The organism is Pseudonocardia terrae (assembly GCF_021343995.1).
GTDB classification, from domain to species: Bacteria; Actinomycetota; Actinomycetes; order Mycobacteriales; family Pseudonocardiaceae; genus Pseudonocardia; species Pseudonocardia terrae.
In genome coordinates this window covers 1-24,619 of the sequence record NZ_JAJTTE010000042.1, presented here as the reverse complement: position 1 = coordinate 24,619, position 24,619 = coordinate 1, and the positions used below count along the sequence as shown (strand labels likewise).

28 protein-coding genes and 1 pseudogene are annotated in these 24,619 nt (G+C 73.0%); 12 read left to right on the top strand and 17 right to left on the bottom strand.

What is annotated here, in order from left to right:
* Positions 1-132 precede the first annotated feature (132 nt).
* On the top strand, positions 133-399 hold the full coding sequence (locus LWC33_RS24680; RefSeq protein WP_233306920.1) for a DUF1876 domain-containing protein: 267 nt from the start codon (positions 133-135) through the stop codon (positions 397-399).
* A 24-nt stretch (positions 400-423) separates the two neighbouring features.
* Positions 424-1,164: a SpoIIAA family protein gene (locus tag LWC33_RS24675; protein ID WP_233306919.1), complete on the top strand. Its 741-nt coding sequence runs from the start codon at positions 424-426 to the stop codon at positions 1,162-1,164.
* A 12-nt stretch (positions 1,165-1,176) separates the two neighbouring features.
* Here the strand turns inward: LWC33_RS24675 and LWC33_RS24670 are convergent, their stop codons facing one another.
* Positions 1,177-1,803: a universal stress protein gene (locus tag LWC33_RS24670; protein ID WP_233306918.1), complete on the bottom strand. Its 627-nt coding sequence runs from the start codon at positions 1,801-1,803 to the stop codon at positions 1,177-1,179.
* Between the two features lie 190 nt (positions 1,804-1,993).
* Between LWC33_RS24670 and LWC33_RS24665 the strand changes: the two genes are divergently transcribed.
* Both LWC33_RS24665 and LWC33_RS24660 read left to right on the top strand, forming a co-directional pair.
* A complete protein-coding gene (locus tag LWC33_RS24665) occupies positions 1,994-2,161 on the top strand; it encodes a hypothetical protein (protein ID WP_233306916.1) in 168 nt (55 codons plus the stop codon).
* A complete protein-coding gene (locus tag LWC33_RS24660) occupies positions 2,161-2,739 on the top strand; it encodes an Rv1733c family protein (RefSeq protein WP_233306915.1) in 579 nt (192 codons plus the stop codon). Before LWC33_RS24665 ends, LWC33_RS24660 begins: the two co-directional genes overlap by 1 nt.
* A gap of 22 nt (positions 2,740-2,761) precedes the next feature.
* On the opposite strand, the gene ppk2 is transcribed toward LWC33_RS24660, so the two are convergent.
* The 10 genes from ppk2 to LWC33_RS24610 all read right to left on the bottom strand — a co-directional run bounded on the left by ppk2 (position 2,762) and on the right by LWC33_RS24610 (position 13,325).
* A complete protein-coding gene (gene ppk2, locus LWC33_RS24655) occupies positions 2,762-3,640 on the bottom strand; it encodes a polyphosphate kinase 2 (RefSeq protein WP_308191000.1) in 879 nt (292 codons plus the stop codon).
* A gap of 26 nt (positions 3,641-3,666) precedes the next feature.
* On the bottom strand, positions 3,667-6,417 hold the full coding sequence (locus LWC33_RS24650; protein ID WP_233306914.1) for a cation-translocating P-type ATPase: 2,751 nt from the start codon (positions 6,415-6,417) through the stop codon (positions 3,667-3,669).
* A 105-nt stretch (positions 6,418-6,522) separates the two neighbouring features.
* A complete protein-coding gene (locus LWC33_RS24645; protein WP_233306912.1) occupies positions 6,523-7,041 on the bottom strand; it encodes a hypothetical protein in 519 nt (172 codons plus the stop codon).
* A 256-nt stretch (positions 7,042-7,297) separates the two neighbouring features.
* Positions 7,298-7,702: a nitrile hydratase accessory protein gene (locus LWC33_RS24640; protein ID WP_233306909.1), complete on the bottom strand. Its 405-nt coding sequence runs from the start codon at positions 7,700-7,702 to the stop codon at positions 7,298-7,300.
* Positions 7,702-8,319: a nitrile hydratase subunit alpha gene (gene nthA, locus LWC33_RS24635; protein WP_233306908.1), complete on the bottom strand. Its 618-nt coding sequence runs from the start codon at positions 8,317-8,319 to the stop codon at positions 7,702-7,704. The genes LWC33_RS24640 and nthA overlap by 1 nt, the downstream gene beginning before the upstream one ends.
* Before the next feature lie 26 nt (positions 8,320-8,345).
* Entirely contained in the window at positions 8,346-9,029 is a 684-nt protein-coding gene (nthB, locus tag LWC33_RS24630) for a nitrile hydratase subunit beta (RefSeq protein ID WP_233306906.1), read from the bottom strand.
* The gene (locus LWC33_RS24625; RefSeq protein WP_233306904.1) at positions 9,026-10,567 is read right to left on the bottom strand and encodes an amidase; all 1,542 of its coding nucleotides are present in this window, start codon (positions 10,565-10,567) and stop codon (positions 9,026-9,028) included. Before LWC33_RS24625 ends, nthB begins: the two co-directional genes overlap by 4 nt.
* 85 nt (positions 10,568-10,652) lie before the next feature.
* Complete coding sequence (locus LWC33_RS24620) at positions 10,653-12,077, bottom strand: substrate-binding protein (RefSeq protein WP_233306903.1); 1,425 nt, start codon at positions 12,075-12,077, stop codon at positions 10,653-10,655.
* A gap of 101 nt (positions 12,078-12,178) precedes the next feature.
* The gene (locus LWC33_RS24615; RefSeq protein ID WP_233306901.1) at positions 12,179-12,586 is read right to left on the bottom strand and encodes an ArsR/SmtB family transcription factor; all 408 of its coding nucleotides are present in this window, start codon (positions 12,584-12,586) and stop codon (positions 12,179-12,181) included.
* A gap of 157 nt (positions 12,587-12,743) precedes the next feature.
* A complete protein-coding gene (locus LWC33_RS24610) occupies positions 12,744-13,325 on the bottom strand; it encodes a hypothetical protein (RefSeq protein WP_233306899.1) in 582 nt (193 codons plus the stop codon).
* Positions 13,326-13,590: 265 nt separating this feature from the next.
* On the opposite strand from LWC33_RS24610, the gene LWC33_RS24605 reads away from it, so the two are divergent.
* Positions 13,591-14,031, top strand: coding sequence for a VOC family protein (locus tag LWC33_RS24605; RefSeq protein ID WP_233306898.1), 441 nt, complete (start codon positions 13,591-13,593; stop codon positions 14,029-14,031).
* A gap of 15 nt (positions 14,032-14,046) precedes the next feature.
* On the opposite strand, the gene LWC33_RS24600 is transcribed toward LWC33_RS24605, so the two are convergent.
* The 5 genes from LWC33_RS24600 to LWC33_RS24580 all read right to left on the bottom strand — a co-directional run bounded on the left by LWC33_RS24600 (position 14,047) and on the right by LWC33_RS24580 (position 18,003).
* The gene (locus LWC33_RS24600; RefSeq protein ID WP_233306896.1) at positions 14,047-14,685 is read right to left on the bottom strand and encodes a maleylpyruvate isomerase family mycothiol-dependent enzyme; all 639 of its coding nucleotides are present in this window, start codon (positions 14,683-14,685) and stop codon (positions 14,047-14,049) included.
* 14 nt (positions 14,686-14,699) lie between these two features.
* The gene (locus LWC33_RS24595) at positions 14,700-15,518 is read right to left on the bottom strand and encodes an ArsR/SmtB family transcription factor (protein WP_233306894.1); all 819 of its coding nucleotides are present in this window, start codon (positions 15,516-15,518) and stop codon (positions 14,700-14,702) included.
* 109 nt (positions 15,519-15,627) lie between these two features.
* On the bottom strand, positions 15,628-15,747 hold the full coding sequence (locus LWC33_RS24590) for a LuxR C-terminal-related transcriptional regulator (RefSeq protein ID WP_233306990.1): 120 nt from the start codon (positions 15,745-15,747) through the stop codon (positions 15,628-15,630).
* An 11-nt stretch (positions 15,748-15,758) separates the two neighbouring features.
* Positions 15,759-16,838, bottom strand: a complete 1,080-nt coding sequence (locus LWC33_RS24585; RefSeq protein ID WP_233306995.1) for a hypothetical protein — start codon at positions 16,836-16,838, stop codon at positions 15,759-15,761.
* On the bottom strand, positions 16,786-18,003 hold the full coding sequence (locus LWC33_RS24580; RefSeq protein ID WP_233306893.1) for a hypothetical protein: 1,218 nt from the start codon (positions 18,001-18,003) through the stop codon (positions 16,786-16,788). Before LWC33_RS24580 ends, LWC33_RS24585 begins: the two co-directional genes overlap by 53 nt.
* Before the next feature lie 3 nt (positions 18,004-18,006).
* Between LWC33_RS24580 and LWC33_RS24575 the strand changes: the two genes are divergently transcribed.
* The 6 genes from LWC33_RS24575 (at position 18,007) to LWC33_RS24550 (ending at position 21,382) form a co-directional block, all read left to right on the top strand.
* Entirely contained in the window at positions 18,007-18,561 is a 555-nt protein-coding gene (locus tag LWC33_RS24575) for an OsmC family protein (protein WP_233306892.1), read from the top strand.
* 2 nt (positions 18,562-18,563) lie between these two features.
* The gene (locus tag LWC33_RS24570) at positions 18,564-19,001 is read left to right on the top strand and encodes a hypothetical protein (protein ID WP_233306891.1); all 438 of its coding nucleotides are present in this window, start codon (positions 18,564-18,566) and stop codon (positions 18,999-19,001) included.
* Complete coding sequence (locus LWC33_RS24565) at positions 18,998-19,294, top strand: hypothetical protein (RefSeq protein WP_233306889.1); 297 nt, start codon at positions 18,998-19,000, stop codon at positions 19,292-19,294. Before LWC33_RS24570 ends, LWC33_RS24565 begins: the two co-directional genes overlap by 4 nt.
* A gap of 198 nt (positions 19,295-19,492) precedes the next feature.
* Positions 19,493-19,783, top strand: coding sequence for an NAD(P)-binding domain-containing protein (locus tag LWC33_RS24560; protein ID WP_233306888.1), 291 nt, complete (start codon positions 19,493-19,495; stop codon positions 19,781-19,783).
* An 11-nt stretch (positions 19,784-19,794) separates the two neighbouring features.
* Positions 19,795-20,178 (top strand): nuclear transport factor 2 family protein, encoded by a 384-nt coding sequence (locus LWC33_RS24555; protein WP_233306886.1) that lies wholly within the window; start codon positions 19,795-19,797, stop codon positions 20,176-20,178.
* Positions 20,159-21,382, top strand: coding sequence for a cytochrome P450 family protein (locus tag LWC33_RS24550; RefSeq protein WP_233306885.1), 1,224 nt, complete (start codon positions 20,159-20,161; stop codon positions 21,380-21,382). The genes LWC33_RS24555 and LWC33_RS24550 overlap by 20 nt, the downstream gene beginning before the upstream one ends.
* 361 nt (positions 21,383-21,743) lie before the next feature.
* On the opposite strand, the gene LWC33_RS24545 is transcribed toward LWC33_RS24550, so the two are convergent.
* Positions 21,744-22,919, bottom strand: a complete 1,176-nt coding sequence (locus LWC33_RS24545) for a DUF222 domain-containing protein (RefSeq protein ID WP_233306883.1) — start codon at positions 22,917-22,919, stop codon at positions 21,744-21,746.
* A gap of 174 nt (positions 22,920-23,093) precedes the next feature.
* Here LWC33_RS24545 and LWC33_RS24540 point away from each other — a divergent pair.
* Positions 23,094-24,040, top strand: a pseudogene (locus LWC33_RS24540) (integrase core domain-containing protein); the annotation flags it as partial.
* Between the last annotated feature and the right edge of the window lie 579 nt (positions 24,041-24,619).

Here is a 24,619-nt window from a genome sequence, read left to right as displayed (position 1 = left end):
GGGCCGTTCGTCGATGCGGTCGCGCGGGCTCGCGGCCCGAGGTGCTCATCGGCCCTGGGACCGCGGGCAGGTCGGCCCTCGTGGCGCTGCGGACCGCGGAGGAGGGTCGCGGCCCGGGAGAAGGGGGCGGTCGTGAACGAGGCGAAGCGGTGGACCGTGTCGATCGACATCGAGGAGCACGAGGGGAAGACCCGTGCGGTGGCCCGGCTGGGCGCGCGCGAGGGGGACGCGGTCGTCGGCGTGGGAGTGGCGAGGCTGAACCCCACCGACCGGGACGTGCCCGTGATCGGTGACGAGCTCGCGGCGGCGCGCGCCCTCTCGGAGCTCGCGCACCACCTGCTCGACGTCGCCGCCGCGGACCTGGAGCAGATGGGCACGCCCGCACGGCCGCGCGCCTGAACGTCCGGTTCCGGGAGGGATCACATGATCGAGATGCTGGCCGGTCTCCCCGCGGGCGTGGTCGGCCTGCGCGTCGGCGGGCTCCTCACCCCGCAGGACTTCGACGACGTCGTCGCGCCGATGATCGAGCAGGCCAGGGCGGGCGGTGCTCGGCTGCGGTGCCTGATCGAGATCGACGACGACTTCCGCGGGCTGACGCCGCCCGCGGTCCTCGCCGACGTCCGCCTCGGGCTGCAGACCGTCGGCGCCTACGACGGGGTCGCGGTCGTCACCAACCTCGGCTGGGTCGCCCGCCCCACCCAGTGGGCGGGGTTCGTGGTGCCGTTCCCGATGCGCGTCTTCCCGAGGACGGACCGCAGCCCGGCCGCGGACTGGCTCGCCGCGCTCCCCGCCGGGGCCCGGATCCAGGTCGCCCTCGACGAGACCACCGGCGTCGCCACCGCCGAGGTGAGCGAGGCCCTGCGCATCGAGGACTTCGAGTCCCTCGCCGCGGCGGTGGACCCCTGGATGGCGCGGCACGGCGAGCTGCGCGGCCTGGTCCTGCACGTCCGCAGCGTGCCCGGCTGGACGAGCCTCGGCAGCGTCGTGCGGCACGTCCAGTTCGTGGTGGGGCACCAGGGCAAGATCGGGCGGGTCGCCCTGGCCACCGACATCCCCGTGGCTCCGGCGGTCGCCTCGGTGGCCGGGTACGTCGTGCACCCGCAGGTCCATGTCTTCCCGTATGCGGACCTCGCCGCCGCACAGGTCTGGGCCGCGGCGTCCTGAGGGGCGGGTCGGTCAGGTCGCGCGGGGCACGACCAGCACCGAGCACGACGCGTGCACCACGGCGGTGAGGGCGGTGAGCCCGAGCTCGGCCGGACCGCTCGGGCGCGCACCGCCGACGACCAACAGGTCGGCCTCGAGGGTCTCGTCGAGGACCTCGTGCGGCCATGCCCGGACGAGCTCACCGCCGATCGTCACGCCCTGCTCCCCGGCCGCGCCGATGCCGGACACCAACCGTCGCCCCCGGTCCACCGCCTCGTCGAGGCCGACGCTGCGCTCGCCGAACGACCGCGGTACGGCGTGCAGGACCCGCAACCGGCCGTGGCACGCCCTGGCGGCGGACACCGCTGCGTCGACGACGGGTCGGTCGGCGTCGTGCTCCTGTACGGCGGCGACCACCCGGTACGGGGGGGAGGCGGCGTCGGGACGGAGCACCAGGACCGCACGGTGCCGGCGGAGGGCCGCACCGGACACGGCAGCGCCCGGGCCGGCGCCCCGCGCGATCTCGAGGGCCGCGCCGGAGTCGTGGACCCAGCTCCGCACCCAGTCCGGGGGCTGCCGGCCGGGCGGGTCCGTCCCCTCGGCGAGCAGGACCACCAGCGAGTCCCAGCCGGTCAGCGCCCCGTGGTCGACCAGGGTCATCATGTGCTCCGCAGCGGGTCGGGTCTGCTCGCGTGCAGGCTGCCGCAGGACCGGCCGACACGGCAGGGCCGGTGGACCCGCTGGGCCGTGCTGGACGGCGTACCGGCGGCGGCCGGACGGGGCCCGCCGCGGAGCCGTCACGGACCTTCGGCCCTGCCGGTCGCGGCGGACCGACCGGACCCTGGCCACCATGCCCCCACCGTCGACGGTGCCCGACGCGGACGAGGAACAGCACGTCCTGTCCGCCCTCTACGGCGACGAGGCCGATCCCGACTCGGTCGTCGACACCCCCGCGCCGTCGGCCGACGCGCCGGCGGCCGCGGCGCACACCGTCAAGGACGACCCGAAGGAGTCCTGATGCGCGCCGGCGAGCACGCCCACGCCTCGCCGCCCGGCCGGCGGCACCCCCGGCCGGCGCGGCGCCGCTCGGACCGGGCCGCCGACCTCGCCCGGTGGGTGGTCTGCGCGATGGTCCTCGGGCTCCTCGCGGCCACGGCCCTGGTCGGGCTGGGCGTCCACCGGAGCCTCGCGGACCGGGCGGCCGTCGAGGCACGGGACCGCACCCCGATCGCGGTGGTCCTCACCGAGAACGTCCCGGTCCTGCCCGAACGCGGCAACCGGTTCCCGGCCGGGGTGCGGTGGACCGACCGCAACGGGATCACGCACGTCGGGCGCACGGAGGTCGCCGGCCCGAAGCAGGCCGGGGACCGGGTCGAGGCGTGGGTCACCGCGGACGGGCAGCTCGTCCGTGCCCCGCTGACCGGTCCGGAGACGGTCTTCGTGACGATCGCCAGTACGGCCGTCGTGCTGATGGTCGGGGGGTTCGTCGTGGCGGTGCTCGCGCACGCCGCGTTCGCCGGGGTCGCGCGGCTGCGCGCCGCGGAGTGGGAACGGGAGTGGTCCGAGGTCGAGCCGCACTGGCGCAGCGGGCGATGAACGCCCGGCACCCGCGCGCCGGTCAGTACGGGGTCGGGATGTACCGGTACGCCAGTGTCGGTGCGGCGGACTCCTCGGGGACGTCCCGGCGGGGCAGGGTGACCTTCGTGCGGTGGATGTGTTCGTAGGGCACCTGGCCGAGCAGGTGGGTGATGATGTTCAGCCGGGCGCGCTTCTTGTCGTCGGAGTGGGCGACGTACCACGGCGCCCACGCGGTGTCGGTGGCGGCGAACATGTCGTCGCGCGCCCGCGAGTACTCGGCCCACCGGTTGTAGGACTCGAGGTCGAGCTCGGACAGCTTCCAGATCTTGCGCGGGTCGTCGATGCGGCTCTCCAGCCGGCGGGTCTGCTCGTCGCTGCTGACCTCGAGCCAGTACTTGACGAGGATGATCCCGGAGTCGACCATCGCGCGCTCGACGGCGGGTGCCTGTTCGAGGAAGCGTCGGGCCTCCTGCTCGGTGCAGAAGCCCATCACGCGTTCGACCCCGGCGCGGTTGTACCAGCTCCGGTCGAAGATCACGACCTCGCGGGCGGCGGGGAAGTGGGGGACGTAGCGCTGGATGTACATCTGCGACTTCTCGCGCTCGGTCGGGGCCGGGAGCGCGACGACGCGGAACACCCGCGGGCTGACCCGTTCGGTGATGGCCTTGATGGTGCCGCCCTTGCCGGCGGTGTCGCGGCCCTCGAAGACCACGCAGACCTTGGCGTCGGTCGCCTTGACCCACTCCTGCAGCGCGACGAGCTCACCGTGCAGGTGTCGCAGCTCGCGGCGGTACTCCTTCTGCTTCATTTGCGGCGGTGAACCGCCGGACGCCGGTGCCTCGTCCGGCAGCACCGCCACAGCGCCGTCGTCGGCGGCGGTGGTCGCGTGCTTCTTGACCTTCTTCTTGTGTTTGCCCATGGTGCTCCTCGCCGGCCTCGGCGTGATCACGCCACGCTGGTCGCGGCCGACCCGGGCACGGAGGACACCCGCCGCCCGACCGCCTTGCCCGCCTCCCAGAGCAGCAGCAGGCCGACGGGGGGCACGGCCGCCCAGAGGAACTGCACGGCGGTGATGTCGACGGTGTTGAGCAGCCGGTTGAACACGTCGGTCTGCGTGACCAGGACAGCGAGCACGATCTCGGCGACCGCCGCACGGTTCATCTGCTTGCTGTCGAAGGTGTCGAGCGTGAACACGGTCGCAGTGGCGCTGCGGCACTCGAAGGCGGCGACGACCAGGCAGAGGGCGAACGAGGTGAACGCGATGGACTGCCCGATCCGGAGATCGCCGAAGGTCTGTTGGCCGAGCACGATCAGGCTCAACAGCGCGATGCTCATGAACAGCCCGGCCAGGCCGACGGTGACCATCAGCCCGGTGGTGAGCACGGACTCCCCGCGCGGGCGCGGCTGCAGTCGCATGAGTCCCGGTGTTTCGCGGTCGAAGCCGAGGGCGAAGCCGAAGGCGGCGTTGACGAAGAAGTGGATCCACAGCACCTGCGCCGGGGTGAACGGCTCGCCCGCGGCGATGTTGAACAGGCTCGCCCCGAGGAAGGTGAGGACGAAGACCACGAGCAGGAGCAGGACGAACCGGATGTACTTGGTCAGGTTGTCGTAGATCTTGCGGCCCTGTTCGACGGCGAAGACGATGGTGGCGAAGTTGTCGTCGGAGAGGATCATGCGGCCGGCGTTCTGCGCGACGTCGGTGCCCGAGCCCATGGCGATGCCGATGTCAGCGGCCTTGATGGCCGGGGCGTCGTTCACCCCGTCGCCGGTCATGGCGACGACGTCGCCCTTCTTCTTGAGCGTGTCGACCAGGAGCACCTTGTGTTCGGGGGCGACCCGGCCGACCACGCCGATCTCGTCGATCCGGGCGAGTCGCACGTCCTCGGGCAGGGCGGCGAAGTCGGCGCCGAGGATGGCGGTGCCCGTGATGCCGAGCTGCTCGGCGATCGCGGCGCCCGTGGTCACGTCGTCGCCGGTCACCATCCGGACCCGGATGTTCGCCGCCTGCGCCTCGGCCACCGCCTGCTTCGACTCCGCCCGGGGCGGGTCGACCATGCCGACCAGGCTCGTCACCTGCAGGTCGGTGACGTGCGCGAGCAGGTCGCCCTCCGGGTCGAACCCGGCCGGGTCGAGGTCGCGCACGGCGGCCGCCATCACCCGCATGCCGGCGCGTTCCATGCGCACCATGTGCTCGGTCGCCCGTGCCTTCAGCTCGGCGTCCCACCGGACGGGCCCGTCGGCCGAGTGCGCCGAGGCAGCCTGGTCCATCACCGCGGGCGCCGCACCCTTCACGAAGCAGCGCACCACCGGGCGTCCGCCCCCGTCGGTGGCGGTGTGGAAGGTGGCCATCATCTTGTAGGTGGGGTCGAACGGCAGGGTGGCCAGCCGGGGCAGGGCCGCGCGAGTCGCGTCGATGTCGAGGCCGGCCTTGTGCCCGAGCACGAGCAGGGCGCCTTCGGTGGGGTCGCCGACCACCCGGCCGTCGACGAGGTGGGCGTCGCTGGCGACGACGTAGGGCAGGATCGCCGGTTCGATCGACGCCGCGCGCCCGGCCGCGTGGTGGACCTTGCCCTCGAGCTCGTAGCCGCTGCCGGAGACGGTGTACCGGTCGCCGGCGTCGACGATCTCGACGGCGGTCATCTGGTTCATCGTCAGGGTCCCGGTCTTGTCCGAGTTGATCGCCGACGTGAAGGCCAGGGTCTCGACCGCGGGCAGCTCCTTGACGATGGCGTTGCGGTTGGCGAGGTCGACCCCGCCGACCGAGAGGATCCACTGGGTGACCGTCGGCAGGGCCTCGGGGATCGCCGCGATCGCCAGCGCGACCGCGCTGATGAACAGCGCGTCCCAGGCGTCGCCGCGGGCGCGGCCGAGGACGAACATCACGACCATCGTCAGGCCCGCGGCGCCCGCGATCCACAGGGTGAGTCGGTCGAGCTCGCGGGTGAGCGGGGACTTCTCCTCGGCCGTCGCGGCGAGCATCGAGGAGATCCGGCCCAGCTCGGTCCGCTCCCCGGTGCCGGTGACGATCATCGTCCCGCTGCCGTGTGTGACCGGGGTGTTCATGAAGGCCATGTTCACCTGGTCGCCGGGCCCCAGAGCCCGGCCGGCCAGCGTGGTGGGCTCCTTCGACGCCGGCGTGCTCTCGCCGGTCAGCGCCGACTCGTCGATCTGCAGGGCGCTCGCGGCGACGATGCGCCCGTCGGCGGGGACCTGGTCACCGGCGGAGATCAGCACGACGTCGCCGGTCACCACGTTCTCCGCAGGGATCTCGCTGGTCGTGCCGTCGCGCCGGACCCGGGCGGTGGCCTTCATCATCGACCGCAGCGCGTTCATCGCGCTCTCGGCCTTGCCCTTCTGCCGCAGCCCGATCACGGCGTTGAGCACGGTCAACACGACCAGGAGGACAGCGGTGCCCCACTCCGCCACGACCAGCGACACCACGGCGGCGGCGAGCAGGATGATCTGCATGTAGCTGCGGTACTCCTCGAGGAACCGCAACCAGCCCGCCTTCGGCTTCTCCTCGGGCAACGCGTTCGGCCCGTGGATCCGCAGCCGGTCCGCGGCCGCGTCCGCCGTCAGCCCCCGACCCGGGTCGACGCCCAACGCCTCGGCCACCGCCACCGGCGTCCGGGCCCACCAGTCCTCGCCCCGGTCCGCCCGCTCGGTCCCCGTGCCCTCCGGAAGGTCGGTCCGCATGGCCAATCCTCCGATCCGACGACGCGGCCCCCCGCGCGCCCAGCACCGGAATCGTCGCGATCCGGGTGTTCCGTCACCTCACCTCGGGCAGGTGAGCGATGCGCGTCAGGAGGTCGGCGGGATCGAGACCGGCGGCACACCGCTGCACCCGGTGCGGACACTGTCGACGATGGGTTCGGCGGCTGCCTCGACCTGCGCCACGGAGGCTGTGAGAGCCCCCAGCTTGCTCGACAGGCTCGTCTGGTCGGTGAGCTGGCCGATCGTGGTCTGCAGGGAGCCGAGTGCCTGCTCCAGCGCCGCGACCTGCGGGGCGAACTGCGCCTTCGCCGCCGTCGCCAGGTTCCGTCCGGCGTCGCCCAGGTTCTGCAGGGCGGTCTTGACGCCGTCGGTCCCGACCTTCGTGGCGTCGAGCTGGACGAGCGCGTTCGTGGCGGTCTGGAACTGCGTCGCCGCCGCACACAACTGCGGCGAGTAGGCGGTCGACGGCGGCGCCGCGGTGGACGGAGGCGCCGGGGGCGCCGGCGACGGAGACGGCGGAGCGGCAGGGGCCGAGGAGCAGCCGGCGGCGACCGCGGCGGTGAGCAGCCCCGCCGCGACCGCGCGCCCCCAGCGGTTCGTGTGCACCGTGTCGCCTCCCCGTTCCCCGACCTGCAGACGCCGGGGCCGATAGAAGCCGGTCGTCCGCGACCCGGGCCCCACCCGCGGAGGGTGAACGGGGTCGAGCACGAATGCCGCGGGGCGATCGCGCCTCGACCCGCGCCGCTCGGCTCCTGCGCGACCGGGCCCGGGCGGGGTGCTGGCCTACGAGTCTCGGGCGGCACCGACCGGACCGCGCGGCCCCGGGGAGCGGAGGCCGCGCGGCCGGGTCAGGCCTCGTCGATCACCCTCGGGCGGGTGAGACGGCCACGGGCTCGCGATGGGCCTTGTGGTGGTCGGCGTTCTTCGGGGTCGCGAGGACCTCGCGGGTGCGGGCGTCGACGTCCGCGTCGGACAGCACGCCGTTGTCCGCGAGGACGGTCTCCAGCGCTGTCAGCCAGTGCTCGTAGTAGCTCCACGGCTCACCGCTCGCGCCCTCCTCCCACTGCCGGATCGCCTGGATCAGCGAGAGCTGGAACTCGCTCCACTCGTACTTCCCGTCGTGGTAGGCCGCGACGGCCATGGCGAAGGCCCGCAGCTCCCACGGTTCGTTGAACATCCGGTCGTCCACCCCGCCGCCGGGCAGGTCGCAGACCAGGGCCTCGACCCGGCGTCGGGCGTCCCCGAGCTCGGTGGCGTCGGTGCGCATCACGGCGTCCCCACCGGCCCGACGCCGATCATCGAGTCCCGGGTGACGAGCGCGGCGAGCTCGAACGCCCCGAGGTCCTCGGTGCCGGCAGGCCGCTGCGGCAGCACCCAGTAGCGCAGCTCCGAACTGGAGTCCCAGATCCGGATCTCGACGTCGTCCGGGATCGGGAAGCCGAAGTCCTCGGCCAGGACCTTGCGCGGCTCCCGCACGATCCGCGCGCGGTAGGCCGGGGCCTTGTACCAGTTCGGGGGCAGCCCGAGCACGGGCCACGGGTAGCAGGAGCAGAGCGTGCAGACGATGGCGTTGTGGACGGTGGCGGTGTTCTCGACGACCACCATGTCCTCGCCCTGCAGCCCGCCGATGCCCATCTCGGCGCAGGCCGCCGAGGCGTCGGCGAGCAGCCGGGCCTTGAACTCGGGATCGGTCCACGCGCGGGCGACGACCTGCGCGCCCAGCTGCGGACCGACCTCGTTCTCGTAGATCTCGGCGAGGCGGTCGATCGCCTCCGTGGTCATGATCCCCTTCTCGATCAGCATCGACTCGAGGGCCTTGACCCGCGCGGCGATCTCCTCCTGCGTGCGCAGGCGGGTGTCGGTGGGGGAGGACGGTTGAGCCATGGGAGCTCCTCGGTACGGGCGGGCGGTCAGGACGCGAGGGTCAGGTAGGGCTCCCAGACGTCGAAGTAGACGACGTCGTGGGGCTCCGCGGCGTCCGGTCCCCACAGCTCCTGGGAGGTGAAGCGGACGGTGTAGAGGTGCTCCGGGGCCTCGGGGCCGCCGTTGCCCGCGCTGTCCGGGTAGATGTAGGTGCCGTGCGCGCCGGTGATCTCCCCGGTGCGGCCGCGGATGTAGCGGGCCCGGCGGGTGTGCCCGTACGGGCTGTCGGCGGTCACGGTGACCGTGTCGCCGACCGAGAACTTCGCGATCTTGTCCGACTCACGCTGTGCGGGCGCTCCGGCCTTGACCACGGCGTCCACGAACGCCAGCAGCTCGGGGTCCTTCCGCTCGGGCAGCGGGGCGTCCGGGTTGTCCAGGAAGTACCGGGTCCGCTTCTCCAGCTCGGCGACGTCGATCACGCCCTTCTGCGCGCCGAAGTCCTCGATCACGTGCACCCAGTGCTCGTAGTAGTTGGACAGGAGGTACTCGGCGGCATCCATCTTCTCGATGCTGTGCCGGAACGAGTCGATGCCGAAGAACCCGGCGCGGAAGCAGTTGGAGAACATCGCGAACGCGGCCTTCTCCCACTCCGCGCGGAAGACAGGTTCGTCGGTGTCGGTGACGACCCTGCCCATCCCGTCCGTGCCGCCGAGGTCGAAGACGCCGTTCATGCGGGGGCTCCCGTCGTGGTGAGGGTCGGCGGGGCCGGGAAGCCACCGCGCGCCTGTTCGTAGGCGTGGGCGACGCGCAGGACGGTCGCGTCGGCGAAGTGCCTGCCGACGATCATCAGACCGGCGGGCAGGCCGTCGACCAGGTCGGTGGGAACGCTGCAGGCCGGGTGCCCGGTCACGTCGAAGGGCGCGGTGTTGGTGATCATCGACAGCGCCGTGTCGAGGTAGGTGCCCAGGTCGCCGTCCGGCGCCGGGATCTCGCGCGCCGTGTAGGGCAGGGTCGGCATGACCAGGACGTCGAACTCGGCGAGCGCAGCGTCGTAGGCCGACCGTGCTTCCGGCACCAGGTTCTGCGCCATCGCGTAGTACGCCCCGCCGCCGACGGCGAGCGTGTGCCTGCCCGACATCGCGACCAGCTTGACCGTCTTGGACAGCTCGGCCCCGCGCTCGGCGCGCCCGCGCCGGTAGTGCGCGATCAGCTCGGGATCGTAGAGCCCGGACCAGTTCATCCCGTACGCGTTGCCGTCGATCATCTGGTGCGCCGCGCCCTCGGTGGCGATCACGTTCCACACGTGCATCGCGTCGAGGTGCCAGGGGATCGAGACCTCGCCGACGGACAGCCCCGCGCCCCGCAGTACGTCCACAGCGGCGCGCACCGCCGCGTCCACACCCGGGTCGGAGTGCGGGTGCCCGAAGCCTTGGGTGACGACGCCGACGCGCAGGCCGGCCGCCGACTCGTCCAGGACTGCGGTGTAGTCCACCGGGTCGATCACGGTGGGCTGACGCGGGTCCTGCCCGTCCGGGCCCGCGAGCACGCCCAGCATGAGCGCCGCGTCGGCCACCGTGCGGGTGATCGGCCCGAGGTGGTCGATCGTCTGCTCGATGGGGAACGCGCCGGTGTAGGGCACCAGTCCGAAGGTCGGCTTGTGCCCGACGGTCCCGCAGAACGAGCTGGGGATCCGGACCGAGCCGCCCTGGTCGCCGCCCAGCGCGAGATCCACCTCGCCCGTCGCGACCAGGACCGCGCTGCCGCTGGACGAGCCGCCCGCGTTGCGCGCGGAGTCCCACGGGTTGCGCACCGCGGCGGGCTTCGAGGTGAAGCTCGCCCCGGAGAAGCACAGGTCCTCGCACACGGACTTACCGGTGATCACCGCACCGGCGGCGAGCAGCCGCTGCACCGCGGTGGCGTCCCGGACCGGGACGAAGCCCTCGACCGTGGCCGACCCGTTCATCATCGGCACGCCCGCGACCGAGACGTTGTCCTTGATCGCGACGGTGCGGCCGACGAGCGGGCCGTCCGTGGCGGCGGGATCGGAGATCTCGGTGGTGACGTACCAGGCGCCCAACGGGTGCGCGCCCGCATGCCACTCGCGGGAGGGGGCAATCGGGGCCGTGCGCCGGTACAACGCCTCCACTGCCTCGGAAGACGCGAACGTGGCGGCGACGGCGGGCGCGAACTCCTCCAGGTCGGCGCTCGTCAGGCCCAGGTCTCCGGCGAGCTCGGCCAGGCGTCGGGCATCGGGTGGGGGGACAGCCATATCCGGCCTCCAGTGCGAGCGAAGGTGCAGCGAATCTACGGAGGGGCGATCAACATGTCAACGGGTCGCGACATGTTGACTGATCTCACCCTGGCGTGATCACCCGGAGCTCGGTGCCGACGGCCTCGGAGACGTGGATCCGCTGGCCGACCAGGCCGTTCCCGTCGAGGGTGACGGTGCCGCGCGGCAGGTCGAAACGGGCGTCGTGCATGGCCCGGGCGACGGAACGGGGGTCGTCCGTGCCGGCGCGGACGGTGGCGGCGAACCAGATGTGGGCGCCCTCGAACACCGACTCGCTGAGCGTGGACAGCGGTGGCGCCCACCGGCCGAAACGCTGTCGGTAGCGGCTCAGCAGGGCGCAGTTGCCGTCCGTGTCGAGGGTCTCGACGTAGCCGGAGACGGTGTGCAGGCCCGCGGTGGCGCCCGCGCCGATCCGGGCGAGCGTGGACTCGTCCATCGCGGGGGCGAGGGTGAGGCAGCGGTGGTGGAGGCCGTGCTCGTGGCACTGGCGTTGGAACGCGGCCGCGTCCGCGCCGACGAACGTCGAGAGCGCGACGTCCGCGCCGGACCGTTCGACGGCCTCGATGACGTCGGCGAAGTCCGTGGTCCCGAGCGGGGCGAACCGTTCGCCGACGAGACGGCCGCCGAGCCGGGGGAGGAGCTCGCGGGCGACGGCGTGCGTCCTGCGTGGCCAGCAGTAGTCGTTGCCCGCCAGGAACCAGCGGTGGCCGCCCGCGGAACGCATCATCGGTCCGGCCGCCGCGGCGAGCTGGGCGGCGGGGCGCTCGCCCAGCTGGATCCGCAGCGCGTCGTCGATCCCGCCCTCGTTCATCAGTGTCTGCACGAGCAGGACGTCGGTGTCCACCATCGCCTCCGACACCGCGACGAAGGTGGCGGACGTGGTCGCCACCAGGATCGTCCGGCAGCCTGCGGCGGCGAGCCTGCGCGCTTCCCGGGCGCCGGTCGCGGGATCGGTGGCGTCGTCCCCGATCACCAGGTCGACGGGGCGCCCGCGCAGGCCGCCGTCCGCGTTGATCTCCTCGAGGGCGAGGGTGGCCATGTTGTCCGACGCCGCCGCGAACAGGTTGCCGGGCCCGGACTTCGAGGTCAGCAGCCCGAGGGCGGGGTTCTCGCCGGGACTGCTGCGCAGGGCGTGCCCGCGCCGGCGCAGCAGCCACTCGAAGCCCGGCTGGTCCAGTTCGGACTGCAGGCGTACCCGGGTACCGCTGCCGTGCGCGGCGAACCGCAGCACGGTCCGGCCGCGCCAGGGCTGGTCGTGCACGATCTCGATCAGCCGTCCGGGGCGCAGGGTGCCGATCCGGCCGAGGATCTCCACCGGCTCGCCGGCCGGGTCGAGTGGCGCGCGCAGCGTCACCGCCGCACCCGGGGCCACTCTGTCGCACACGGCGTCGAACACCCAGCCCGCGCCCGCACCTGCGCCGAACAGGCCGAAGACCACGCGCGGTGGCGCGGACACCTCTTCCTGCGCGGTCAGCGTGAGGACGGACATCGAGCCCCCGGGGGTCGGTCGTGCCTGGGGAGTGCCGGGAAGGCGTCAGTGTGGCAGCGGCCCCGGGCGGGCAGAAGGGCGCTGAGTGCCAGATCCGGGGGTCAGGCCGGGCGGTCGCCCGATTCGGCCGTGCTCTCCGGCACCCCGTCGTTGACGCTCTCCGGCACCCCGTCGTTGACGCTCTCCGGCACCGCGTCGTTGACGCTCTCCGGCACCGCGTCGTTGACCGACTGCAGTCCGGTGCGGAAGACCTGGTGGAGCACGGCGAGCACGTCCTTCGCCGACCCGGACGGGTCGACGGAGTAGTACCGGAAGCGGCCCGCGCGCCTCTCGGAGACCAGGCCGGCAATCTTGAGCACGCGCAGGTGACTGGACACGGCGGTCCGGCCGACGGAGGTGATCCGCTCGGCGAGGGCCCCGGAGCTGCACTCCTCGGTCTCGGCGAGCACGGCGAGGATCTCCCGACGCACCGGATCGGCGAGGGCGTCGAACGCCAGGTCCGAGTTCACCGGCGGACCCCCTGAAGCCTGAACGTGTCAACCAGTAGCGACACGATGAACCATAGCGCACCGGATGCTCGGACCCCCCGCCGGTTCTCGGGGGCGACGCCTGGCCACGGGCCGGGCCGGACGGCCTGGTCAGATCGGCGACCGCGGTCCCGGCAGTTCACTCGTGGGGGTCGGGCTCCGATGAGCGTGCTGCCCGAGCGCTGATCACGCGCTCCTGCAGCGCCCGGGCCCGAGGGTGGCGGCGGCCGCGTCGGATGTGGATGCCCTGGACGAGCCGGAGCAGGTCCTCACGCGCCGCGATCCAGCTCCGACGCATGTCCTCGACCTCCACGTCGCTCAGCACCGTGCCGTCGTGGGCTGCGGCCTGCATCTCGCGCAGGGCCGCTCGCATCGTCCGCGAGGCGACGCGAATCGGGTGCGTGCGCCCGCCCGAGAGGAGCGAGACCACGTTCGACTTCCGTTCCGCCTCCTCGACGGCGTCGTCGGCCGCGGTCCGCACGGCGTCCCAGCGCTCCCCGTCGGGGGAGGTCTCGTGAAGCCGACGCAAGGCGCGGAATTCCGCGTCCGAGACCGTCAAGAACTCGGCGACGGCGTCGATCAACGCCTTCTCCCACCGAGTCTCGGATTCGTAGCGCCGCGTGCGCCGGTCGCGGACCGACTGCGCGGCGGCCGCGATCACGCCGCCGAGCACAGTGCCCGAAAGGGCCGAGATGGTTCCGATCCACGTCGGGTCCGCCACCCGGCGAGGGTACCCACCATTCCGCCGTTCGCCGGTCCTCGGCGCCATGCCCGGCAGTGAGACCCAGCGCTTTCGCCGAACTTTTCGACGCGGCACGGCGGAACGGTGGAGAGCCCCTCCGACCGGGGGAGAGAGGAATTGTCTCGAGTTCTATAGCTGCGAATCGCGGGGGAACCCGTGAATCCCCTTCAAGGTCGTCGCCGGCCGCACTACCGTCGGGTCATGTCGAGGGCGACGAGGCCGGCGGCGACCGTGGAGGAACTCGATGACTGCAGCGAACCGTCAGGCTCCACCGACAACCGGTGTGCACCACTTCTCGCCGACGGTCTCGGATGTGGAGGCCTCCGCCGAGTGGTACGTCCGTGTCTTCGGGCTCCAGCGGCTGCCCGTCACGTTCCCGCACCACGGCGACGAGTCGGGCGGCTTCGCCGTCCTGCTCGTCGACCCTCGGACCGGCCTGCTGATCGGCCTGCACCACCACGAGCGGCACGAGGACGGCGAGTTCGACGAGCGCCGGACCGGCCTGGACCACATGGCCTGGGGCGTGCAGGCGCGCGAGGACCTCGACACCTGGGCGGCGTGGCTCGACGAGCTGGGCGTCGCCCACTCCGGCGTGATCGACAAGACCGAGCCGATGCCGTACTCGGTCGTGGTCTTCCGCGACCCGGACGGGATCCAGCTCGAGCTGGTCCACTCGCCCGGCTGAGCCGAACGGTCTTGATCACCTGGTCGGCGCCTCGAGCCGGTCGTGGACCTCGGGCGCGCCGTCGCCGTGGATCTCGGTGAGTGCGGCCGTGCGCCCGGCGAACGTCGTGATGAGGGCCGAGGCGGTCGCGCGCACCTCGGGACCGGCGCCGATGGTCCAGTCGGCGTCGGTGGCGGTGTAGGTCAGGCCGTCGAGCAGGCCGGTGGGCACCAGGCCGCGGGCGCGGGGACCGGTCAGTTGGTCCAGGACGATCGTGGCGGCGGCCGCGCTCGGGCCGTGGGGCAGGCCCAGTGGCCGGTAGACGTCCTCGGCGTGGATCACGAGGTGGGACAGCGGCGCTTCGGGCGGCGCGCCGGGGACGCGGAAGGGCTGCCGCGGGGTGGTGCTCAGGGCCGCGATCACCTCCGCGCGGGGCCGGGTGTCGCCGGTGGCCCACCGGTCGGCGAGCCGGTCGAAGTCGAACCGCGCCGTGGCCATCCCGAGCAGGAACCGTGGCACGGAGAGCTCGTAGGGCATGAGCAGGTGGATCGCCACGTCCCGGATCCGCCAGCCCGCGCACAGGCTCGGGGCGCACCACTGCGCGTCGTCGAGGGCGTCGAGCGCTGTGACCAGTTGCGCGGTCTCGCTGTCGAGGAGCGACTGGATGTCGGACACGGGTCCTCCACTTCTCAGAAGGCGGACGGCAGCGGACTGCCGGTCTCGAGGACGGACTTGAGGTCGGAGAGCACGAACGGCCAGCCGCCGCCGGAGCGCACGTCGTCGCCGGCGACGAGACGGGCGTGCACGGGGGCGTCGTCGAGCTGGTGGACGACGGTCAGCCGGGTCACGTCGGCGCCGATCGGCTCGAGTTCCCAGGTGACGCGGGTGGGCGGCTCCGCCGCGGCAGCGGGATCGAAGAGCAGCCGGTAGGTCTGCACCAGGCGCCGTGGCGGGTCGGCTTCGAGCACCTCGCCGTCGACGACGACCTCGGCCACGCCCATGCTGCGCAGGCGTTCGTTGGTCTTGCCCCGGAACGCACCGCCGGGGCGCAGGTCGAACTCCATCGGCCCATAGCCGTAGCGGGCCGACCACTCCGGGGAGACGATCGCGTCCCAGACGTCCTCCGGGGTGGCCTTGATGTGCACGCGGAACACCTGAGTGACCGCGGTGGGGGCAGATGCGGACACGTCGCCGCCTTCCAGTCGGGTCTTGAGCTCGGTGAGCAGCGACACCCGCCGCTCGGTGTACTTGTCGATCCACCGGTCGTGGATCAGCCGTACCGGCACGGGGTTGAGGAAGTGCAGCTTCTCCCGTCCGGAGCGGCGCGTGACCACCAGATCGGCCTCTTCGAGCACGCGCAGGTGCTTCATGACGCCGAAGCGGGTCATCTCCAGCTGCGTCTCCAGCTCGCTCAGGGTCTGGCCGTCACGGGCCAGCAGCCGGTCGAGCAGCAGACGCCGGGACGGATCGGCCAACGCCTTGAACACGCGGTCGTCGTCCGGTCCCATGCGGGAATGATAGGTGACCATTCGGTCACATGTCTACGGTCACGTCGTCCCTCGGTCCAGGAGTGTGGGACTGACCGCACGCGGAGGTCGTCGCCGGATCCGCCGGACTTCAGCGGCCACGCGCGGCGATGCGCACCGCGTCGCGACGGTTGTCCACCCCCAGCTTGTCGAGCACCGCGCTGACGTGGTGGTTCACGGTCTTCACCGACAGGACGAGCCGCGTGGCGATCTCGGCGTCGGTCAGCCCCTCGCGCAGTAGCGCCAGGACCTCGAGCTGACGAGCGGTGAGGCCGGCGGGATTGGCCCGGGTGTCCGGCCGGGGGCCGCGCGGTACGCGCTGCGCGCCGCAGGCACGCAGGGTCGCCCGGATCCGGGACGCCAGTGGGTCGGCGCCGAGGCCGACGGCGAGGTCGAGCGCGGTGAGCAACGCCTGCTCGTCGTCGGAGTCGGCGAGGGTGCGCGCGCGTTCGAACGGGCACCCCGACCGGTCCCACACCGCCGCCGCTGCCCGCCATCGGCCCGCCGCTGCCAGGGCGTAGGGGTCGTCGGGGTCCCGGGCGCGGGTCTCGGCGGGTCGAGCGCGCCTGCGCGGCGCAGCCAGAACCCGAGCTCGCTCGCTACCTGCGCCAGACCCAGGCGCTGCGCGAGCGCCAGGGCGTCCCGCAGTGGCGTCACGACGGCGGCCCACTCGCCGGTCAGCTCGGCGTGCTCGGCCAGCGCGCAGGCGGCCGGGGCGACGTGCTGCACCATGCCGCACGTCTCCGCGACGGACCACAGCTCGCCCAGTACGGGCACGGCCTGCGGCAGGCGGCCCCGGCGCAGGTGCAGGAGGGCCTCGGTCTCCAGGGCGTGGACCCCGGTGATCCCCCTGCCCTCCGGCTGGGCCAGCACCCAGCCGGCCGTCCGTTCCGCACCGAGCCAGTTCCCCTCGGCGAGTTCCTGTGCCGCCTGCAGGCCGCGCAGGTACTGCAGGGGCCCCAGGATGTCCCGGACCTGGAGATAGTCGATGCCCTCGTCGACCCACCGACGGGTGGTCGCCCGGTCGCGGCGCAGCGCGGCGCCTGTGGCCAGGCCCTGGTAGGCCATCCCGGCGTCGAGACGCAACCCGGCCGTCCGGGCGCGCCCCAGACAGTCCCGCAGCAGAGCGTCGTCGGCGTCGAGCATCGCGTTCAGCAGGCCGATGCGGCCCTGGACGTGACCGAGCGCGGCCGGGTCGGCGCAGTCTCTCGCGAGGGCGACGGCGCGGTCGGCCGTGCGCCCGGCCTCCTCACGCCGACCGCCGTAGAGCCCGATGCGCAGCGCGAGGTCGCTGTAGGCCATGGCGCGCTCGGGGCCGGGTGGTTGGTCCTCCAGCGCCTCCGGCGGCGAGCCGACGTTCCATGTCCTCGCGGCGCCCCCGCAACCAGGACAGCTGGCCGAGCCGGCGCAGGTTGCGCCCGATCCCCGACGGCTCGCCCCGCGCCTCGCGCAGGGCCAGCGCCCGTTCGGCGGCGCGCAGCGCCTCGCCGATGTGGCACGTGGTCGACGCCTCGAGCGTGAACGCCTCCAGGAGGTCGGCGCGCTCGGCGTCGGAGTAGCGGTCGCCCAGCTCCAGCGCCCGCCGGTAGTGGGCGGTGGCCTCGCGGTGCGCGCCGGCCGCGGCGGCCGCGCGCGCCGCAAGCGGTGCGACCCCGGCGAGTGTGTCGAGGTCCGCGGTGCGCTCGGCGTGGTGCACGAGCCGGGCGGGATCCGCGCCGCAGGCCTGCAGCGCCGCCAGCACCCGGGCGTGCAGCCCGCGCGCCCGGGAGGCGGGCAACGCCTCCTCGACCGCGCGCCGGGCGAGCTCGTGCCGGAACGCCAGGCCGTCGCCCTGCCACTCGACCACCCCGCGCTCCTCGGCCGCCGCGGCCCGCTCCGGCCAGCCCGGGCACAGGACGTCGAGCAGCCCGGCCTCCGTCCGGGCGGGAACGACGGCGAGCAGGTCGAGCAACGCGCGGGTCGGGGAGGGGAGCCGCGCCACCCGCGCCAGCACCGCGTGGCTCACCGAGGCGGGCGTGCCCTCGTGCTCGGCGGCGAGCAGCTCGGTGACGAAGAACCGGTTGCCCCCGGCCGAGGCGTGCACCCGCTGCCCCGCCTGTCGGTGCCCCGCGAGCTGCACCACCGCGTCCGCCGAGAGCGGGGCGAGCTGGATCCGCACCGCGGCCGGGTTGCGCAGCCCGCCCAGCACGAGCAGCGCGGTGAACACCGCCTGCACGTCGCCCTCCGCCAGGGCGCGGGCCAGCGCCGGACCGGACTGGCGGCTCAGGTCGTGGACCGGGCCCAACGGGCGCGGGGTCAGCAGGTCGTCGCGGGCGCCCTCGCGTACCGCGACGCCGGGGTCCAACCCGGCCAGGAACGCCCGCACCACCGACGTCTTGCCGAGCCCGGCCTCGCCGCTGACGACCGCGCCGCGCCCCCGTCCGCTCCTAGCGTTCCGGCTGTTCGCAGGACCGATCCGAGGGAGCACACCATGACCACGTCCGTCGTCGACAACGGCGTCAACGTCGCCGCCCTGCTCGGGGCCCGGGAGGCGTTCGCCGACGCACCGGAGATCGCCCGCTTCCAGTGGCGGTCGAGCGTGTCCTGGGCGCACGGCACACACAGCACGGCCCCGGTGGACACGTTCTCGGGCTTCGGCGACGAACAGCGCCACTCGAGGACGTTCGCCTTCGACGTCGACCACCCGCTGCAGTTCGCCGCCGAGGACAACGGCATCACGCCGGTGGAGTACGTGCTGGTCGCCCTCGGCGGCTGCCTGACGGCCGGGATCGCGGCCGTCGCCCAGCAGCGGGGCATCCAGCTGCGCTGGGTACGCGCCGACGTCAGTGCCGAGATGGACCTGCACGGCATCCTCGGCGCCGACCCGGAGGTCCGCAACGGCTTCAGCGGTGTACGGGTCGACTACCACATCGACGCCGACGCCGACCGCGCGGAGATCGAGGCGCTGGTGGCGCAGTCGCAGAAGCGTTCGGCGGTCTACGACATCATGACCAACCCCACCGCCGTCACGGTCACGGTGAGCTGACCGTGCGGCACGCGACGACGGTGGTGATCGGGGCCGGCCACTGCGGACTGGCCCTGAGCCGCTGCCTCGCCGCGCACTCGGTGGACCACGCCGTCCTCGAGCGTGGCGAGGTGGCGCACTCGTGGCGCACCCAGCGATGGGACTCGCTGCGCCTGCTCACGCCGAACTGGATGACCCGGCTGCCCGGGCACACCTACCGCGGCGACGACCCGGACGGTTACCTCTCCATGCCCGGGGTGATCCGGCTCCTGGAGGAGTACGCGACCGGGGCGCCGGTGCTCACCGGGGTGACAGTGACCTCGGTGCAGCCCCTCGACCAGGGATACCTGGTGCGGACGAACCGCGGTGCGTGCGGGCACGGACCGTCGTCGTGGCGACCGGGGGGTCCGCCGCGGCGGCCCGGCCGTCCGTGCCGCTGCCGCCGGGGATCCCCACGGTGACCGCAGCGGGCTACCGCAATCCCGGCCAACTCCCCGACGGCGGCGTGCTGGTCGTGGGTGCCTCGGCGAGCGGGATCCAGATCGCCGAGGAGCTGTCCCGCTCCGGGCGTCCGGTGACCCTGGCCGTGGGCGAGCACGTGCGGCTCCCGCGCACCTATCGGGGCCGCGACATCCTCTCGTGGAGGACGCGTCGGGCCTGCTCGACGAGCGCTGGGACGCGGTCCCGGACCTGGTCCGGGCGCGAAACCTGCCGTCGATGCAGCTCGTCGGCGCGCCGCGCACCCTCGACCTGAACGCGCTGCGCAGGAAGGGGGTGGCGCTCGTCGGCCGGCTCGCCGGTGCCCGGGACGACGCGGTGCACTTCTCCGGGTCGCTGGCCAACGTGTGCGCGCTGGCCGACCTCAAGCTGGGTCGGCTGCTGGACACGTTCGACGCGTGGGCCGACCGGGCGGGCGTCGAGGCGGAGGCGCCGCAGCGCTTCGCGCCGACCGGTGCCCGCGCCGGCTCTGTCCGCGCGACTCGGCCGCGGGGGGATCGAGAGCGTCGTGTGGGCCACCGGCTTCCGCCCGGACCTGTCCTTCCTGGAGGTGCCGGTGTTCGACCGCAAGGGCCGGAGCGTGCACGACGGCGGCGTCGCTGCCGCACCCGGCCTCTACGTCATGGGGTTGCCGTTCCTGCGCCGCCGGAAGTCCACGCTGATCGACGGCGCCGCGAGCGACGGCCGCGACCTCACCGACCACCTCGTCGGCCACCTGGACACGCTCGTCCGGCGGGCGAGCTGAGAGGACCCGGCATGCGCTATCACCCTGTCGCCGCCGAGGTCGGTGCGCTGGTCGCTGCGCGCGACCCGGAGCGGCTGGCCACGGTGTTGACCGAGACCGCGCGGCTGCGCGCCCTTCTGCCCGGCGGCCCGATCGAGGCCCGCGGGCGCGAGGACGTCGCCGACCGCTTCCATGGCTTCTTCGCCGGCTTCGACACCGTGGAGCTCATGGAGGCCGCGGGCGAGGCCGTCGCCGACCGCCTGCTCATCCACTACCGCCTGCACGTCGCCCGGGGCACGACCCGCTGGGTGCGCACGCAGACCGCGATCTGCAAGACGGTCGACGGGCTCCTGGCGGTCATCGACCTGTTGTGCTCCGGCTTCCGGGAGGTTCTCGATGAGCACGCCGCTGCGTGACCCCGCGCTCGACGCCTGGGGGGACTCCGCCCACTACGACCGGGACGACCCGTTCCCGTTGTTCGCCCGCGTGCGGGCCACCGGTCCGGTGCACGAGGTACGGCTGGCCGACGGCCACCCGGCGTGGCTGGTCGTCGGCCACGCCGAGGCGCGTGCGGCGCTCACCGACCCGCGGCTGTCGAAGGACATGCACGCGGCGCTGGCCCGCAGTGGCGAGGTCGTCGCGGAGGGCCTGCCCGGTCCGGCGCTGGCCCGCCACATGCTCGCCGTCGACCCGCCCGACCACACCCGGCTGCGCCGGATGGCGACCCCGGCGTTCACCCGGCGTCGGGTGGAACGGCTGGAGGAGCGCGTCCACGCGATCGTGCACGGCCTGCTCGACGGCCTGGAGGTCCGCGACGGGGTCGTCGACCTCGTCGCCGGGTTGGCGTTCCCGTTGCCGTTCACGGTCATCTGCGAGCTGCTCGGGATCCCGCAGCCCGACCGCGCCGCCCTCGGCCGGTGGTTCCGGACCCTGCTCGCCCAGGACCAGGGGCCGGCCGCCGTGGCGGCGTCCGAGTCGATCGTCGGCTACCTGTCCGGGCTGCTCGACCTCAAGCGCGCCGAGCCCGCCGAGGACCTCGTCACCGATCTCGTCGTCGCGGCGCGGGACGGCGCGCTCACCCGACAGGAGATGCTCTCGACGATCTTCCAGCTGGTCGTCGCCGGGCACGACACGACCACCAGTCTCATCGGCAACGCCACCGTGGCGCTGCTGCGCCACCCGGCCCAGCGCGACGCGCTGGTCGCCGACCCGGATCTCGCACCGCGCGTCGTGGAGGAGACGATGCGCTGGGACGCCCCGGTGCCACACTCGACGTTCCGCTACACCACGGAGGAGATCCGGATCGGTGACGCCGTGATCCCGGCGTACGCGCAGGTCAGCGTGTCGCTGGGGGCGGCGAACCGGGATCCGGCGCGGTACCGCGACCCGGACACCTTCGACATATTCCGCGACGACGGCGGCCACCTCGCGCTCGGCCACGGCATCCACCATTGCCTGGGCGCGCCGCTGGCCAGGATGGAGGGGCACATCGCGCTCGCCGCGCTGTACACCCGCTTCCCGGCGATGCGGCTGGCCGTCGACCCGGACGAGCTCCGTTGGGGGCACAGCGACGGGCTGGTGCTCAGGGGCCTGTCAGCGTTGCCGGTCGTGGTGAGCTGATCAGCGGCGACGTGCTCCTCGTAGGCCGCGATGAGCGGGTCGAGTGTGGATTCGGTCGTTTCCGCGATCCGGTTGTACTCGGCCGCGCTGGAGAACCGGGACTCGCCGGCGCGGTAGCTCAGTGGCTCCTTCGCCGCTTCGAGCTTCCTCCGTACCTTCCCTCCGGCACCGGCACGCCCGCCTCGCGGAGGACCCGGCGCGCCACCGCGATGGCCGGGACCTCCGTGTCGATCACGACCGTGGTCAGGCCCGGCCGGGTGAGGGCGCGCCCGCGCGCGGCGAGATGGCGAACCTGCAGGTCGTGCCGAGCGGCGCCAGCTCCCGGGGGCCGCGTGTGCAGGACATACTCGACGGGGGGCGGTTACGGACGCAGCGAGTACCGGCGCCCGGTCGGTGTGGTGGTGGTCCGGGTGCTGCCTCGACGCTCGACCCTCCAACCGGGTTGTTCGCGGACGAGGTTGTGGAACGCGCAGGCGCCCCGCCCGTTGCCGAGTGTGGTCGGGCCGCCCTCGCTCCAGCGGTCGACATGGTCGAGATGCTGGATCGGGGCGTCGCAGCCGACCTCGGTGCAGCGTCCGCGGTCTCGAGTGCGGATGAGGTCGGCGAGGACCCCGGTGAAACCTCGCCGGCGGGAGTCCCCGCCGATGACGATGCCGTCCTTGGTGACCAGCCGCCGCCAACTGGCGCAGGTGGCGCGGTCGAGGAGGTCGGTGGGGCCGTAGCCGGGGATCTCGGCGGGAAGTGGGGCGTCCGGGTCGAGCAGAGACTCGACGGCTACCAGGACCTGCAGCTCGACCGCCACCGGGGTTGCCGCATCCACTCCGGTCAGGCGCTCGACGAGGGTGTCGGCCATGAGCTGCCCGCGGGTGCGGGTCACCGGGTCGGGGCTGACCCAGTGCTCGGTGACGGCCTTGCGCAGTGCCGCGTAGCAGGCGACTCCCCGCTCCACGGGCAGGACCGCGCTGAGCCGGACCATGCCGTCCTCGAGCGGCCGGATCGACACGTGCCGCTCGCGGGCGGCGGCGCGGGCGCGTTCGGCGAAGCGCTCCGGCGCCACTGCCGCGACGATCGACCGGGCCAGGTCAGCGACCCGCCGATGCCCCAACCCGGGCAGGTCCCGCTCGGACAACCGCCGGTCCACCTCGGCACGTTCACCCCGGTCGAGGTGGGAAGCAGCGGCGACGATGGCCGCGACCTTCCGCTCGTCGAGCTCCCCGGCGGCGAAGGCCGCCCGCACCCGCTGCAGCCCGGCATGCAGATCCCGGGCCAACCGCAACTGCACCCGGGCTCGCGTGGGGGAGACCCGCAGCGCCAAGCCGAGCTGCGCGACGATCCCCGCTTCCACCTGCTCGGGTGCGACCACGGCCTGATCGAGCCGGGCCTCGACCTCCTCCCGCGCGAACTCCCGCACCTCGGTCGCGATCTCCGCGTCGAGGGAGTTCCGGAGCCGCACCAGCTCCTCGATCCGCGCCACCCGCTCCGCCCGCGACGACACCCCGGACGCCGCGGGAGCGGGATCGTCGCGGAGTGCGGTCATGTCACGATCTTAGCAGCTAGAACATCATTATGCGAACACTTGTTCGATCTCGATGCGTCCACTGCGGTCCTCGAGTTGATATGTCTCAGGACATCGGTGACGAGTCTGTGTCAGGGACATCGGTGACACGGTGGGTGTTCTTGGTGGTGACACTTCAGCCGCGAGGCTGCCGCGGTGGCTGCCCGTGAACCCATCGATCCCCGTGTCCGCCTGGCGATCTCGCAGTGGCCTGATGACGCGCCGCGGGGGGCGGTCTCGACGTTCTGCGCCGAGCACGGCATCTCGCGCAAGTCGTTCTATGAGCTGCGGAAGCGCGCTCGACTCGACGGGCCCGCGGCTGTGCTCGAGCCCAGGTCCAGACGGCCGAGGACGAGCCCGTCGAAGCTGACCGAGCAGGTCAAGGCCCAGGCTGTCGCGGTGCGGGCCGCGCTCGAGGCGTCCGGGCTCGACCACGGCCCGATCAGCGTTCACGACAAGATGCGCGCGATGGGCCTGAGCCCTGTTCCGTCGACGGCGTCGCTGGCATGGATCTTCCGCGAGGCCGGCGTGGCCCGTCTGGAGCCGCGCAAGAAGCCCCGCTCGGCCTGGCGGCGGTTCGTCTACCCGGCGCCGAACGCGTGCTGGCAGCTCGACGCCACCGAGTACGTGCTGACCGGTGGTCGCAAGTGCGTGATCTTCCAGCTCATCGACGACCACCACTCCCGCTACGCGCTCGCCTCCCACGTCGCGGCCGGCGAGACCGCCCGCGACGCGATCGCGGTCTTCGACAAGGCCGTGGCCGCTCACGGCGTCCCGCAGCGGCTGCTGTCGGACAACGGGCTCGCGCTCAACCCGACGCGACGGGGCCTGGTCGGCCGGCTCGTCGGACATGTGGCCGCGCTGGGCGTCGAGGCGATCACCGGCAAGCCGCACAAGCCGACCACCCAGGGCAAGAACGAACGCTTCCATCAGACCTTGTTCCGCTACCTCGACAAGCAACCCCTCGCCGCCACGCTCGCGGAGCTCCAGGCCCAGATCGACGCGTTCGACCACATCTACAACACCGAGCGCCCCGCACCAAGGACTGCCCGGGCGGAATCACGCCGCTGGCCGCGTGGAAGGCGACCCCGAAGGCCGATCCACCCCGCCCGAAACCCGACCGGCCCGTCTACAGACCGCCGGTCCCCGCCCTGCGGCCCCGGCCGACCCCGCCCGCAGGCCCTACCCGCCGGCACACGCCTGCGAACGGTGAGCGCCAGCGGCGACATCGGCGTCGACATGGTGATCTACAAGATCGGTGGCGCCCACGCGTTCACACAGGTCCTCGTCGTCAGCGACGGCGACCAGCCCGGCGCCAAGATCATCGTCACCGACCTCGGCGGCGAGATCCTCGCCGAGCACACCAGGCCCGAGCCCGGCATCCGCTACGTCGGCAACGGCCGACCCCCAGGAAGACGACCGAAGAACCCGCGAAGGTCACCGAAGTCCTGACACACCAACCGTCACCGATGTCCTGACGCAGAACTGTCACCCATGTCCTGAGACATCACACTGCGGTCCTCGAGTAGAGGCCAGTGGTTGATGTCCGGCACAGGGAGGATGCACGCGACGAGTCGTGTCAAGAGCCATCGGGTGCCGGTGGAGCAGCGCGGGTGGATCATGCCCTCGGTGCCAGCCGGTGCCAGCCGGTGCCAGCCGGTGCCAGCCGGTGCCAGCCGGTG

Bases quoted from the DNA above. Each gene is read 5' to 3' on its own strand.
- LWC33_RS24675 (WP_233306919.1), top strand. From the start codon at position 424: ATGATCGAGATGCTGGCCGGTCTCCCCGCGGGCGTGGTCGGCCTGCGC.
- LWC33_RS24670 (WP_233306918.1), bottom strand. From the start codon at position 1,803: ATGACCCTGGTCGACCACGGGGCGCTGACCGGCTGGGACTCGCTGGTG.
- LWC33_RS24665 (WP_233306916.1), top strand. From the start codon at position 1,994: ATGCCCCCACCGTCGACGGTGCCCGACGCGGACGAGGAACAGCACGTC.
- LWC33_RS24660 (WP_233306915.1), top strand. From the start codon at position 2,161: ATGCGCGCCGGCGAGCACGCCCACGCCTCGCCGCCCGGCCGGCGGCAC.
- ppk2 (WP_308191000.1), bottom strand. From the start codon at position 3,640: ATGGGCAAACACAAGAAGAAGGTCAAGAAGCACGCGACCACCGCCGCC.
- LWC33_RS24650 (WP_233306914.1), bottom strand. From the start codon at position 6,417: ATGCGGACCGACCTTCCGGAGGGCACGGGGACCGAGCGGGCGGACCGG.
- LWC33_RS24640 (WP_233306909.1), bottom strand. From the start codon at position 7,702: ATGCGCACCGACGCCACCGAGCTCGGGGACGCCCGACGCCGGGTCGAG.
- nthA (WP_233306908.1), bottom strand. From the start codon at position 8,319: ATGGCTCAACCGTCCTCCCCCACCGACACCCGCCTGCGCACGCAGGAG.
- nthB (WP_233306906.1), bottom strand. From the start codon at position 9,029: ATGAACGGCGTCTTCGACCTCGGCGGCACGGACGGGATGGGCAGGGTC.
- LWC33_RS24625 (WP_233306904.1), bottom strand. From the start codon at position 10,567: ATGGCTGTCCCCCCACCCGATGCCCGACGCCTGGCCGAGCTCGCCGGA.
- LWC33_RS24620 (WP_233306903.1), bottom strand. From the start codon at position 12,077: ATGTCCGTCCTCACGCTGACCGCGCAGGAAGAGGTGTCCGCGCCACCG.
- LWC33_RS24605 (WP_233306898.1), top strand. From the start codon at position 13,591: ATGACTGCAGCGAACCGTCAGGCTCCACCGACAACCGGTGTGCACCAC.
- LWC33_RS24595 (WP_233306894.1), bottom strand. From the start codon at position 15,518: ATGGGACCGGACGACGACCGCGTGTTCAAGGCGTTGGCCGATCCGTCC.
- LWC33_RS24585 (WP_233306995.1), bottom strand. From the start codon at position 16,838: ATGGCCTACAGCGACCTCGCGCTGCGCATCGGGCTCTACGGCGGTCGG.
- LWC33_RS24575 (WP_233306892.1), top strand. From the start codon at position 18,007: ATGACCACGTCCGTCGTCGACAACGGCGTCAACGTCGCCGCCCTGCTC.
- LWC33_RS24555 (WP_233306886.1), top strand. From the start codon at position 19,795: ATGCGCTATCACCCTGTCGCCGCCGAGGTCGGTGCGCTGGTCGCTGCG.
- LWC33_RS24550 (WP_233306885.1), top strand. From the start codon at position 20,159: ATGAGCACGCCGCTGCGTGACCCCGCGCTCGACGCCTGGGGGGACTCC.
- LWC33_RS24545 (WP_233306883.1), bottom strand. From the start codon at position 22,919: ATGACCGCACTCCGCGACGATCCCGCTCCCGCGGCGTCCGGGGTGTCG.